The sequence below is a fragment of the Microvirga sp. GCM10011540 genome (assembly GCF_042650665.1).
Lineage (GTDB): Bacteria > Pseudomonadota > Alphaproteobacteria > Rhizobiales > Beijerinckiaceae > Microvirga > Microvirga lenta.
This window is the reverse complement of record NZ_JBHSBQ010000031.1, coordinates 112,037-123,640: the sequence shown is the minus strand read 5'-3', so window position 1 is coordinate 123,640 and position 11,604 is coordinate 112,037. Positions and strand designations below refer to the sequence as shown.

The following is an 11,604-nucleotide window of genomic DNA, read 5'->3' as shown; positions in this document are numbered from 1 at the left end:
CGTCCTTGTCGCCATTGTCCGGCTGGATGAAGCCGAAGCCCTTTTGGTCGTTGTAGAATTTCACGGTGCCCGTGTTCATGGGATATTCCTCAGTCATGTGTCAGTGCACGTGGGCGCAAGGGCGTGGCAACGCACGGCCTCGAACCCGGTTCGTCGATGTTTGGAAGAGTGTCTGAACGTGCGCCTGGCATGCCAAGGCGTAACAGCCCGATTGTCCGGCCAAATGTCGATAAAGAACATCTAGTGCCCATTCACGGCGAAAACAAGGCTCAGGGCCAAGAAAAATCCCGATCATGCGATATTTCATCTTAACGGAAGCCTGATTTTTCCGGGAAAAATCTCCGGAAATTCTGGGTTTATTCGTTGTCGCCGGCATGAAAAACGATCTTTCTGCTTGAAAATATCGGCGGGACGATCTATGTTGGGTTCATCTAAACGATCTGTTCGGCCTGCTCTCCGAAGCTCGTGATCGAGCACCGGGCCCGCTTTCCGCACTTTTGAAGTTTGGTCGCCGCGCATAATGCCGCGGCGCGCACATCGTTTTGCTCCGCAATCGATTTCAGTCACAATGAACAACGGCGGCACGGCCCTGGCCGAAGCCGCTCGAGGAAGAACCATGCAAACCCTTTCGTATTCCAAGCCCGCACCGGCCCTGTCGCGTCCCCTGACGAAGAAGAAGCTGCGCAAGCCCGTCTCCACGTGGCAGCCGCAGCAGACCATTCTCACCCGCGACGAGATCCGGGCGATCATCATCGACCAGATCGGCTGATCCGCCGGTCCGGCAGCCGGGGCTTCCCGCCCCGGCATGGGCCGCTCCCGCGGTCCCGAGACCTCCGCCTTCTCGACCCGGCGGCATGGGCGCTCGAAACCCTCAGGCGCCTTTCATCTGGATCAGCTGAACGAGGTTGCTGCAGGTGTCGTCGAGCACCGCCATCCGGACCGGCCCGGCATTCATCGGTTCCCGGGCGAAGGAGACGCCGAGGGACACAAGCCTGTCGTATTCGGAATCGATGTCGTCGACCTGGAAGGACGTTGCCGGGATGCCGTCCTCGACCAGCGCGGCCTTGTAGGGCTTGACGGCGGGATGGTCGCTCGGCTCGAGAAGCAGCTCCGTCCCGTCGGGATCTTCCGGCGAGACCACGGTCAGCCAGCGATGCTCCCCCACGGGCACGTCGTTCTTCACCCTGAAGCCCAGCAGGCGCGTGTAGAAATCCAGGGCCTTCGACTGGTCGTCCACGAAGACGCTGGAAACATAGATCCTCATCGGGCTCTCCTTTCTAGAGGTGGTTGCGGAGCCATAGGCCGAACGCCTCCCGCAACGGGCCGGGATCGAGCGTGTGGAGCTTGGTTCGGCCCAACCACTCGACCCGGACGAGCCCGGCCTTCTGCAGCATGTCGAGATGCTGCGTGACCGCCTGGCGCGAGAGGGGCGCTCCATCGTCCGCAATCGACAGGGCGCAGATTTCGAACAGCGATTGCTTCGGACGCTCGCGCAGACGGTCGATGATCCTGCGACGGGTCGGGTCGCCGAGGGCCTTGAAGACGCGGTCCAGTTCATCATCGTTCACGCGGTTCAATATGCAATGAAATCATTGCATGTCAAGGCGCGTCGCGCGCCGCTGCGGATCGACAGGTCGCGCAGCCCGGCGCGGGCGTGCCCGGCGAAGCGGGATCGGGCCAATGGGGATGGGGCGGGGTGGGGGGGCGGGCATCGCTCCACCGGCGGCATCCGCCGCGAGGCCGGCCGAGCCGCCGGGGAGAACCGCATCCCCGGCTTGAAAAAACCCTGTCCGCTGGGGACAGGGTTTCGAGTTTTCTCCTCGCCTTCGGGATGACAATCCGAAAAGCCTCCGCAGTAGGACATGCGGCCCCTGGCCTGTCAATATTGGATCTTGATTTTCAGTTAATCATGAGATCATAATCATAAAATTTATTATCATTCCTTGTGAATACAAATAGTAGTACCACTTTCGATACTTTCAAAAATACTACGTTTACTTATGACGTGTTGCCGATTTGCTATAGGGGCTGCGGCCGAAATCGCCGTAAGCTGCGCCGGTTCCTCCTTGCACAAGGGTGACTCTCATGAGGAAGTGTTCTTCGAGTCTTCTCGCGGCCACGGCGATCTCGGCCCTGGCCATCTCGGCGGCCTCGGCGGCGGACCTGCCGGTCACGACGGCTCCTCCTCCGGCTCCGGTCATCGCCCCCGTTCCCATCTTTACCTGGTCGGGCTTCTACGTGGGCGCGAATGCGGGCTGGGGCTGGCGCGAGGACGACCGGGAGCCCGTGTTCCTGGCGCCCGGTCCCGGCGTTCCGGCGGGGCTCTCCGGCACGCTGGTCTTCTCGAACAACAACGACGGCGGTTTCACCGGCGGCGGGCAGGTCGGCTACAACTATCAGCTCGGCTCGTTCGTGGTCGGTCTCGAGGCCGACATCCAGTGGGCCGACACGGACCAGGACCAGAACGTCCTCTTCGTGCCGGGCAACGGCTTCGCCGGAACCTTCGTGCCGGGCGTGTTCAACAGCAACGCGCCGGAATGGTGGGGCTCCGTGCGCGCCCGGCTGGGCGTCGCGTTCGACCGGGTGCTGGTCTACGGCACCGGCGGCTTCGCCTATACGGACGACAACACCGGCTGGGCGCTGGGCGGCGGCGTCGAATGGGCGCTGCCCGTGAACTGGTTCGGCTCCTCCGCCGTCACCTTCGGCCTTGAGGGCCTGTGGCTCACCTTCGAGGACGACGACAACAACTTCAACGGCCCCATCGGGACCTTCACGCCCGTCGGCGGGGAGCCCGTGGCCGTCGCCGTGCCGGCGACGAACAACAACGACAGCGACTTCTTCGTGGCGCGCGCCAAGCTGAACTTCAAGTTCGGCACCTACTGAGCTTCCGTCTCCTCCCACGATGGACTGGGCCCGGGGCGACCCGGGCTTTTTTTCGCGGCGCCGGAGCCGCGATGCCGCGAGCCGCCGATCGCCCTAGCCACCCGCACGCGCCTGCCTGTAAGAGAGGCGGCGAACGAAAGCGGGAGACGCGGATGAAACCTGAGAGAAGCGAACGGCCGGAGCCGTCCGACGCCGAGGCGCGGCGGAAGCTGGCGCCCGTGATCTGCTATCCCGTGGACAGCCTGGTGCCGCCCGACCTGCCGGCCTATCGCGCCGCGCGGGAGGGCTGGGAGAAGGTGGACGAGGTGGTTGTGCCGCCGCGCGACGCGCGCTGCTTCACGGTGCCCGCCGGCTGCTTCTTCCGCATCGTCTCCATGGAGGGGCCGCAGGTCGGGGACCTGAACCTCTGGGCGGCGGACGACATCGACGAGCGCTTCTTCTCCGGCAAGACCCGGGCGCTGCACGGCACGCATCTCTCCACCGGCGACCGGCTCTGGTCGAACCTGCCGCATCTGCGGCCGATGGCGACGATCACGCAGGATACCCTCGACTGGTACGGCTTCGACGAATACGGCGGCTCCGTGCACGACGTGATCGGCACGCGCTGCGATCCCTACACGCACCGGCTCCTCTCCGGCGGCGACTATCATCATTGCTGCCACTCCAACCTCACGCGAGCCCTGGCCCATCGCCTGGGCCGCCCCCTCGCGGCGGTGGAGCCCGCGGTGCACGACGTGCTCAACGTGTTCATGTGCACCGGCTTCACCCGCGACACGGGGCAGTACTTCATGAAGGCGAGCCCGGTCCGGCCGGGGGACTTCCTGGAATTCTTCGCCGAGATCGATCTGCTGGGCGCCCTGTCCGCCTGTCCCGGCGGCGATTGCAGCACCGAGCATTCCAGCGACACGGCGGCCTGCCACCCGCTGCTCGTCGAGATCTACCGCCCGAAGGCGCCGCCAGAGGGCTGGGTTCCGCCCGCCCGCAACGGCTACGGCGGGAGCCACGGCGAAAGCGCGCCCGGCGGCGCATAGCCAGGCGCGGGGTTCACCCCGGGTTTTTTCGCGGTGCCGGAACGACGACGTTCGGAACTCAGCCGGCTTTCTTTGCCTTTGGGTTCGTCGGCCCGGCTTTCCGAGCCTCTTTCATGTAGGCCCGCAACACCGCATTCATGCGGCGCTGATACCCTGTCCCTTGCTGCTTGAAGAAATTCAGCACATCCTCGTCCACCCGGATGGAGATGGGAAGCTTGCGGGGAGGGGAGGCGACTTCAGCCTTCGACCAGTCGATCTGCTGGAAACCTGTTTCATCCGGATCGTCAGTCGCAGCGGCCTCGATCTCCTCGTCCGACAGGGCATCGATGCGCGCCCAATCGGTGCGGGAGGTCAGCCGCTCCAGACGCCCATCCTCATGCTCGACAATGCTCGTCCCATCGTCCAGCGATGCGACGTGACGGACAATTCTTTCACGGTCCATATCGTTGTCGCTCCTCTCTTCGCGCCATCCTGGCCGAGATGACGTGGACGGTTTCGCCCCGCCACGTGTAGATCACGGCGATCACCCGGCCTTTGCAGCGGCCGATGATCAGATAACGGTCTTCCTCATGTTCGGCCCTTGATCGGAAGGATAACGCATCAGGGTCTCCAAAGACCTCGATGGCATCCAGGAAATCGATGCCGTGTTTTTCGATGTTCGAGAGTCGCTTGCGCTCGTCCCAGTCGAATTCAGCTTTCCTCTGCTCACGAAAAATTCCTTGAGGACAATAGTCCTCTGACCACGATGATCCTTCGTGGTACCCCGGCCCATCTTTCGTTCGACGCCCTGCACCCGTTCTTTGAAGGCCGCTTATGCAACATGTCCAAGTCGGGCCTGAAGGGCCGTCCTGGATCAGCAAAATTGTATATACAACGATATGTACAAAATGCAACTCCGGTACGTGGAGGCCAGCGACGAGGCGTAACCCAGACCTTTGGGCGGCAAGGAAATGGGCCCTGTGGATTGCGGGCACAGCCGCGCCTTTCATTCTTTGCTAAGCCCGCCCTAGTTTATGGAACAGGTTTGGAGAAACCGCCTCGTGCGCTACCCGCCTCACGTTCTCGAAGAGATCCGCGCCCGGCTGCCGGTTTCGGCCGTCGTGGGCAAGCGCGTGCGCCTGAAGAAGGCGGGGCGGGAATGGAAGGGGCTCTCGCCCTTCAACGCCGAGAAGACGCCGTCCTTCTACGTGAACGACCAGAAGCAGTTCTATCATTGCTTCTCCTCCGGCAAGCACGGGGACATCTTCACCTTTCTCATGGAGACGGAGGGGCTGTCCTTTCCCGAGGCCGTGGAGCGGCTGGCCGGTGAGGCGGGCGTGCCGCTGCCCAAGCTCTCCCGGGAGGACCGGGCCGAGGAGGTCAGGCGCAAGAGCCTCTACGACGTGATGGAGCTGGCGGCGGAGTTCTTCGAGCACTCTCTCCAGGGCAGGTTCGGCGCCAAGGCGCGGGACTACCTCGCCGGGCGCGCCCTGAGCCGCGAAACCCAGGCGCGCTTCCGCATCGGCTACGCGCCGCCCGAGCGCTTCGCGCTGCGCGACCACCTCGCCGCCAAGGACGTCTCCATCGAGATGATGGTGGAGGCGGGGCTCCTCTATTCCGGCGAGGACGTGAAGGTGCCCTACGACCGCTTCCGCGACCGGGTCATGTTCCCGATCTGCGACATGCGCGGCCGGGTGATCGCCTTCGGCGGCAGGGCCATGAGCGCGGACGTCTCGGCCAAGTACCTCAACTCGCCCGATACGCCGCTCTTCAACAAGGGCAGGCTCCTCTACAACTACCATCTCGCCCGCCAGCCCGCCCACGACAAGGGCACCGTGATCGCGGTGGAGGGCTATGTGGACGTGATCTCCCTGAGCGTGGCGGGTTTTCCCAACGCGGTGGCGCCCCTGGGCACGGCCCTCACGGAGGACCAGCTCGCCCTGCTGTGGCGCATGGCCGAGGAGCCCATCCTGTGCTTCGACGGCGACAAGGCCGGGCGGCGGGCAGCCTACCGGGCCCTCGACGTCGCCCTGCCGAACCTGACCGCCGGCAAGTCCCTGCGCTTCGCCATCCTGCCCGAGGGGCAGGATCCGGACGACCTCGCCCGGGCGGGCGGCGCGCCCGCCGTGGAGCGGGTGCTGGCCTCGGCGCGGCCGCTGGTCGACGTCCTCTGGGGGCGGGAGATGGAGGCCGGGCCCCTCGACACCCCCGAGCGGCGGGCCGGGCTGGAGCAGCGCATCCGCGAATCACTCGGGGTGATTCGCGACGAGACCCTCAAGCGTTACTACCGGGAGGAGATGGAAAACCGCCTCTCGGCCCTCAATCCCGACCCGCGCGGCGGGCGTTTCAACCGCCAGGGCGGGGGGCAGCGGCGCGACCGCCGCGGGCCTGCTCCGGCGACGCCCGGCGCCCGGCTGAGCATCTCGCCGCTCCTGGCGCGCAGCCCGCTCTTCAACGGCACCACGGTGGAAACGCCCCGCGAGGCGATGATCCTGGGCACCTTCCTGGTGCATCCCGAACTGCTGCAAAATCATGCGGAAACCCTTGCAGAGCTTGAACTTGAGGGCCGGGCTTCCCAACTGATACGGAACCTGCTGCTCGACGGCGCGGCCTCCGGAAACCCCGTGGACCTGTCGGTCATGCGGGCCCGGCTGGAACGGGCGGGCCTGGGGCAGGCGGCCGAGCGCCTCCTGGCGCTTGTCCGCCCCGGCGACCGCTGGATGCTGGATCCGCATGCGGATTCCTTGCGGCTTGAGGACGCATTGCGGCAGGCGATCACCTTGCATCGTCGCGCCCGCACGTTACATAGCGAGCTTCGGGCTGCTGAACGCGCACTCGCCGAAGAGGACAACGAGGCCAATCTCGCTTGGCTGCGAGAGGTCCAAAACCAACTGTCCTCCGTCGAGGGTGCCGAGGCCGACCTGGACAACGGAGTTGTCCACCGTGACCACTGACACACGAGGAGTCAGGGCGCGGCAAGGTGGAGCACTGCGGGTTGAGCGGGGGATGGTTAACGGTTAGTCAAGCGACTTACTGTTTTATTATTGGGAATGACGTTCGGGTGGTGAAGCCGTCACGCTTTGCCGCCCATTCGCGCATCGCCGGTCTTTCCAGGGACGCCGGTGGGGCGCCGGAGTAGAGCAAAAGCATGGCAACCAAGGCAACCGAACGGGACGAAGGCGAGACGACGGCTCCGGAGCAACAGACCGACGGGCCTCTTCTCGACCTGACCGATGCCGCTGTTCGGCGGATGATCAAGCTCGCGAAGAAGCGGGGCTATGTCACCTACGACGAGCTGAACGAGGTTCTGCCCTCCGAGGAGTTCTCCTCGGAGCAGATCGAGGACGTGCTTGGCCAGCTCTCCGAGATGGGCATCAACGTGGTCGAGGCCGAGGAGGCCGAGGAAGGCCAGCCTGCGGAAGCGGAGGAGGAGGAAGCCGAAGGCGGCGACCTCGTCGAGGCTTCCCAGTCGCGCGCCGTCGCCGTGCGCGAGACGACGGCCAAGGAGCCGACGGACCGCACGGACGATCCGGTGCGCATGTATCTGCGCGAGATGGGCTCGGTGGAGCTTCTCTCCCGCGAGGGCGAGATCGCCATCGCCAAGCGCATCGAGGCCGGCCGCGAGGCCATGATCGCGGGTCTCTGCGAGAGCCCGCTGACCTTCCAGGCCATCATCATCTGGCGCGACGAGCTCGTCGAGGGCCGGGTGCTCCTGCGCGACATCATCGACCTGGAGGCGACCTATGCGGGTCCCGACGGGAAGGGTGCGCCGCGCGAGGACATGCCCGACGGCGGCGACGAGGAGCAGGCCGTTGCCGGCGAGGGCGACGAGGCCGCCCCGCCCGAGGGCGAGCTCGACGAAGACGACATGGAGAACAACGTGTCGCTCTCGGCCATGGAGGCCGAGCTGAAGCCGCGCGTGCTCGAAACCTTCGACTCCATCGCCGACAACTACAAGAAGCTGCGCCGCCTGCAGGTCGAGCATGTGGAACAGCGCATGCAGAACAAGCAGCTGACGCCGGCTCAGGAGCGCAAGTACAAGTCGCTCAAGAGCGACATCGTCACGTCGGTCAAGTCGCTGTCGCTGAACAACAACCGCATCGAGGCCCTGGTCGAGCAGCTCTACGACATCAACAAGCGGCTCATCTCCCATGAGGGCCGCCTGATGCGCCTGGCCGAAAGCCACGGCGTCGCCCGCGAGGAGTTCCTCAAGCACTACCAGGGCTGGGAGCTGGACCCGAAATGGGTGCTGCGCGTCTCCAAGCTCGGCGGCCGCGGCTGGCGGGACTTCGTCGCCAACGCCAAGGACCAGATCCACGACCTGCGCGAGAACATCCACAATCTGGCGAGCGAGACCGGCCTGGAGATCCAGGAATTCCGCCGCATCGTCATGATGGTGCAGAAGGGCGAGCGCGAGGCCCGTCAGGCGAAGAAGGAAATGATCGAGGCCAACCTGCGCCTCGTGATCTCCATCGCCAAGAAGTACACGAACCGCGGCCTGCAGTTCCTGGACCTGATCCAGGAGGGCAATATCGGCCTCATGAAGGCGGTCGACAAGTTCGAGTACCGGCGCGGCTACAAGTTCTCGACCTACGCCACCTGGTGGATCCGGCAGGCGATCACCCGCTCGATCGCCGACCAGGCCCGGACCATCCGCATTCCGGTGCACATGATCGAGACGATCAACAAGATCGTCCGCACCTCGCGCCAGATGCTGCACGAGATCGGCCGTGAGCCGACCCCGGAGGAACTGGCCGAGAAGCTGGCCATGCCGCTGGAGAAGGTGCGCAAGGTCCTGAAGATCGCCAAGGAGCCGATCTCCCTCGAAACGCCCATCGGCGACGAGGAGGATTCGCATCTCGGCGACTTCATCGAGGACAAGAACGCGATCCTGCCCATCGACGCGGCGATCCAGTCGAACCTGCGCGAGACCACGACCCGCGTGCTGGCGTCCCTCACGCCGCGCGAGGAGCGCGTGCTGCGCATGCGCTTCGGCATCGGCATGAATACCGACCACACCCTCGAGGAGGTCGGCCAGCAGTTCTCGGTCACCCGCGAGCGTATCCGCCAGATCGAGGCCAAGGCCCTGCGCAAGCTGAAGCACCCCTCGCGGAGCCGGAAGCTCAGGAGCTTCCTGGACAACTAGGAACACGAAAGGCGGGCTTCGGGCCCGCCTTTTTCTTTGCCCGTCAACCCAGGAACGCGAAGGCCGCGCCGCCCGCCGCAACTGCCGCCGCGCTCGCGCCCGATACGATCCAGCCTGCTTTCGGCGCCCCGAAGAAGAAGGTCAGGGCGGCTTTCGAGGCCGTGTTGACGGCAACCGCGACGGCGATGGCGAGCGTCGCCGTGACGATGGCGATGCCCTCGTGGGACTGGCGCGCGAGCGAGAGCGTGATCGCGTCCACGTCGGCGATGCCCGAAATGGCGGCGAGCGCCGTGAGACCGCTGCCGCCCAGGGTGTCGCCGATCCATTTCGTGAGCATGTTGATCGCGCCGATCAGGGCGGCGAGCTTCAGGGCCATGCCGAGATCGAACGGGTTGCGGATGTTCAGGACCGGGTGCTCCCGGCCGTCGCCCCGGTTCGTCAGGAAGAGGATGGCCGCCGCCGCCAGGAGCACGAGGCCCGCCGCCCCCAGGGGCCATGCGAGGGGAAGGAGGAGGGCGCCGTTGAGGGCGCTCGCCACGATCAGCACCCGTGCGACCATGACGGTGCCCGCGAGCAGGATGCCGGCGGCGAGAAGCGGGCTCGCGGCCGGGTGCTCGCGCGCCATGCGCGCCAGCGTCACCGTCGTCGCGGTCGAGGAGGCCAGGCCGCCCGCGGCCGCGGCCAGGGCGACGCCGGCCTGACTGCCCATGATGCGCACCGCGACGTAGCCCGCGAACGAGATCGCCGCGATGAGGATGGCCAGCAGCCAGATCTCGGCCGGGTTGATGGCGCCCCAGGGATCGACGGTCCTGTTGGGCAGGAGCGGCAGCGCCAGGAAGGTCATCGCCAGGAGGATCAGGACGGAGCGGACCTCCAGCCAGGTGATCCGCCTCAGCCAGCTGTGCAGCGGTTTCTTCAGCGCCAGGATGAGCATCACGGTCACGCCCGCCGCGACCGCCACGGTGAGATCGCCGAGGATCGCATAGGCGCCGAGCGTGAAGGTGAGGAGCCCCGCGACGACGCCGGTCACGCTGAAATTCTGCTCCGCCTTGGCTTCGAGCCACGAGAAGGCGCTGAAGCCGATGGCGAAGCCGAAGAAGGCCAGGCCGAGGAAGACGGGGCTGGTATGGGTGGCGAGGATGGCGCAAAGCCCGCCCAGCAGGGCCGTCAGCGTATAGGTGCGCAGGCCCGCGGTGCGTTCGCCCTCCGCCTCCTCGCGCTGCTTCCACCCGCGCTCCAGGCCGATGATCAGGCCGATCGCCAGCGCCACGGCAAGGCGGAAGAGAAGGGGGGAGTCGGTCATGCAGGGTCCGGCCATCACCGGCCCGGTTCCGGCGAAAGTCCGGCCCGGGCGTGTCGCCGCTTCCTAGCACGACCTTGGCCGTGCCGGCACTCCGCAATCCTCCGGAGGCCTACTGCGCCGCCGGAACCTCCACGGACGCTCCCCCGGTCGAGCCGGTGGTCGCTGGGCCCTCCTGCGGCGGCGGTTCGACCGCCGGGACGATTCCGTCCGCCAGAAGCGCATGCAGGGCCTGCATGTGCCCGTCCTGCCGCGACGGTTCGGTGGGATCGGAGGTCATGACCACGGTCAGCGCCAGGCTCGGCACCACGAAGAGCATCTGCCCGCCATAGCCCCAGGCGTAATGGACCGGATGACCGCGCACCTCGCGCATGAACCAGCCGTAGCCGTAGCTGTCGCCGGTGAAGGGCGAGGCGGTCCGCGGCGTCCAGGATTCCCTGATCCAGTCTTCGGACAGGACACGGTTGCCGTCGATCACGCCCCCCAGCCGGTACATCTCGCCGAAGCGCAGGAGGGCGCGGGGCGAGAGCGCCATCTCGTTGCCGCCGAGATAGATGCCCTGCGGGTCGCGCGTCCAAGGCGCGATGTTGATGTCCAGCGGATCGCCCAGCCAGTCGCGGGCGAGATCGAGGGTGCTGCGCTTCGAGGCCCGCGTGAGCATGGCCGAGAGCAGATGGGTGTTGCCGGTGGAATAAAGCATCCGGCCACCGGGCTCGTCGACCATCGGGCGCGACAGGGCGTAGCGCACCCAGTTGCCGCTGCTGACCCAGGCGCCATAGTTGCGGCCGGAGGTGCGCTCCAGCCCCGAGCGCATCGAGAGAAGATGGCCGACGGTGATTTCGTCCACGCGGTCGTCCGCGTCCTCCGGAATGCTCGATTCGAGGACCGACGCGACCGTCTGATCGACGCCCTTCAGGACGCCCTTGTCGATGGCGATGCCGACCAGGGCCGAGAGCACCGTCTTCGAGGCCGACTTGATGTTCACCGGGCGGTCGAGGGCGGGGCCGCGAAAGACCTGCTCGGCCACGACGGAGCCGTCATGGGAAACGATCATGGAATGCAGGTTTGGCAGCTCCTTGGCCCGCTCCACCGTCTGTTCGAGCAGGGCCGTATCGGGCTTGCGGGGAGGGGCGGGCGTCTCTGCGGAAGGCGGCGCGGCAGGCTGGGCCGTCGCGCCGGGCGCTACTGCCGATAAGGCAAGGACGACGATGCCGATCTTCGGCACCTGAAGGCTGCTGAGGCGGATCATGCGGCTCCTCGGTTCG

Annotated in this window: 12 protein-coding genes; 5 read left to right on the top strand and 7 right to left on the bottom strand. The window is 66.0% G+C overall.

Going from position 1 to position 11,604, the window contains the following annotated elements; translation table 11 throughout:
* On the bottom strand, positions 1 to 79 hold a 79-nt coding region (locus ACFOYU_RS11940; RefSeq protein ID WP_377033740.1), incomplete at its 3' end, for a cold-shock protein.
* 537 nt (positions 80 to 616) lie between these two features.
* Here ACFOYU_RS11940 and ACFOYU_RS11935 point away from each other — a divergent pair.
* Positions 617 to 769, top strand: a complete 153-nt coding sequence (locus ACFOYU_RS11935; RefSeq protein WP_377033734.1) for a hypothetical protein — start codon at positions 617 to 619, stop codon at positions 767 to 769.
* Positions 770 to 871: 102 nt separating this feature from the next.
* Here the strand turns inward: ACFOYU_RS11935 and ACFOYU_RS11930 are convergent, their stop codons facing one another.
* Both ACFOYU_RS11930 and ACFOYU_RS11925 read right to left on the bottom strand, forming a co-directional pair.
* Positions 872 to 1,264 (bottom strand): VOC family protein, encoded by a 393-nt coding sequence (locus tag ACFOYU_RS11930; protein ID WP_377033733.1) that lies wholly within the window; start codon positions 1,262 to 1,264, stop codon positions 872 to 874.
* Between the two features lie 13 nt (positions 1,265 to 1,277).
* A complete protein-coding gene (locus ACFOYU_RS11925; RefSeq protein WP_377033732.1) occupies positions 1,278 to 1,568 on the bottom strand; it encodes an ArsR/SmtB family transcription factor in 291 nt (96 codons plus the stop codon).
* Between the two features lie 517 nt (positions 1,569 to 2,085).
* On the opposite strand from ACFOYU_RS11925, the gene ACFOYU_RS11920 reads away from it, so the two are divergent.
* Positions 2,086 to 2,883, top strand: a complete 798-nt coding sequence (locus tag ACFOYU_RS11920) for an outer membrane protein (protein WP_377033731.1) — start codon at positions 2,086 to 2,088, stop codon at positions 2,881 to 2,883.
* Between the two features lie 152 nt (positions 2,884 to 3,035).
* Complete coding sequence (locus tag ACFOYU_RS11915) at positions 3,036 to 3,914, top strand: urea carboxylase-associated family protein (protein ID WP_377033730.1); 879 nt, start codon at positions 3,036 to 3,038, stop codon at positions 3,912 to 3,914.
* A gap of 58 nt (positions 3,915 to 3,972) precedes the next feature.
* On the opposite strand, the gene ACFOYU_RS11910 is transcribed toward ACFOYU_RS11915, so the two are convergent.
* Both ACFOYU_RS11910 and ACFOYU_RS11905 read right to left on the bottom strand, forming a co-directional pair.
* Positions 3,973 to 4,356 carry a BrnA antitoxin family protein gene (locus ACFOYU_RS11910; protein ID WP_226736215.1) on the bottom strand — a complete coding sequence of 128 codons (384 nt, stop codon included), beginning with the start codon at positions 4,354 to 4,356 and terminating at the stop codon, positions 3,973 to 3,975.
* The gene (locus tag ACFOYU_RS11905) at positions 4,346 to 4,903 is read right to left on the bottom strand and encodes a BrnT family toxin (RefSeq protein ID WP_377033729.1); all 558 of its coding nucleotides are present in this window, start codon (positions 4,901 to 4,903) and stop codon (positions 4,346 to 4,348) included. Before ACFOYU_RS11905 ends, ACFOYU_RS11910 begins: the two co-directional genes overlap by 11 nt.
* 51 nt (positions 4,904 to 4,954) lie before the next feature.
* Between ACFOYU_RS11905 and dnaG the strand changes: the two genes are divergently transcribed.
* Both dnaG and rpoD read left to right on the top strand, forming a co-directional pair.
* The gene (gene dnaG / locus ACFOYU_RS11900) at positions 4,955 to 6,847 is read left to right on the top strand and encodes a DNA primase (RefSeq protein ID WP_377033728.1); all 1,893 of its coding nucleotides are present in this window, start codon (positions 4,955 to 4,957) and stop codon (positions 6,845 to 6,847) included.
* Positions 6,848 to 7,041: 194 nt separating this feature from the next.
* On the top strand, positions 7,042 to 9,039 hold the full coding sequence (gene rpoD / locus ACFOYU_RS11895; RefSeq protein WP_226736210.1) for an RNA polymerase sigma factor RpoD: 1,998 nt from the start codon (positions 7,042 to 7,044) through the stop codon (positions 9,037 to 9,039).
* Positions 9,040 to 9,082: 43 nt separating this feature from the next.
* Here rpoD and ACFOYU_RS11890 read toward each other — a convergent pair whose 3' ends face one another.
* Together ACFOYU_RS11890 and ACFOYU_RS11885 are read right to left on the bottom strand one after the other, a co-directional pair.
* The gene (locus ACFOYU_RS11890; protein WP_377033727.1) at positions 9,083 to 10,342 is read right to left on the bottom strand and encodes an MgtC/SapB family protein; all 1,260 of its coding nucleotides are present in this window, start codon (positions 10,340 to 10,342) and stop codon (positions 9,083 to 9,085) included.
* A gap of 109 nt (positions 10,343 to 10,451) precedes the next feature.
* Positions 10,452 to 11,588: a serine hydrolase domain-containing protein gene (locus ACFOYU_RS11885; RefSeq protein WP_377033726.1), complete on the bottom strand. Its 1,137-nt coding sequence runs from the start codon at positions 11,586 to 11,588 to the stop codon at positions 10,452 to 10,454.
* Between the last annotated feature and the right edge of the window lie 16 nt (positions 11,589 to 11,604).

Excerpts from the sequence above, each read along its gene's own strand:
- ACFOYU_RS11920 (WP_377033731.1), top strand. The coding sequence starts at position 2,086 with ATGAGGAAGTGTTCTTCGAGTCTTCTCGCGGCCACGGCGATCTCGGCC.
- ACFOYU_RS11910 (WP_226736215.1), bottom strand. The coding sequence starts at position 4,356 with ATGGACCGTGAAAGAATTGTCCGTCACGTCGCATCGCTGGACGATGGG.
- ACFOYU_RS11885 (WP_377033726.1), bottom strand. The coding sequence starts at position 11,588 with ATGATCCGCCTCAGCAGCCTTCAGGTGCCGAAGATCGGCATCGTCGTC.
- rpoD (WP_226736210.1), top strand. The coding sequence starts at position 7,042 with ATGGCAACCAAGGCAACCGAACGGGACGAAGGCGAGACGACGGCTCCG.
- ACFOYU_RS11905 (WP_377033729.1), bottom strand. The coding sequence starts at position 4,903 with ATGAAAGGCGCGGCTGTGCCCGCAATCCACAGGGCCCATTTCCTTGCC.
- ACFOYU_RS11890 (WP_377033727.1), bottom strand. The coding sequence starts at position 10,342 with ATGACCGACTCCCCCCTTCTCTTCCGCCTTGCCGTGGCGCTGGCGATC.
- ACFOYU_RS11930 (WP_377033733.1), bottom strand. The coding sequence starts at position 1,264 with ATGAGGATCTATGTTTCCAGCGTCTTCGTGGACGACCAGTCGAAGGCC.
- ACFOYU_RS11915 (WP_377033730.1), top strand. The coding sequence starts at position 3,036 with ATGAAACCTGAGAGAAGCGAACGGCCGGAGCCGTCCGACGCCGAGGCG.
- ACFOYU_RS11935 (WP_377033734.1), top strand. The coding sequence starts at position 617 with ATGCAAACCCTTTCGTATTCCAAGCCCGCACCGGCCCTGTCGCGTCCC.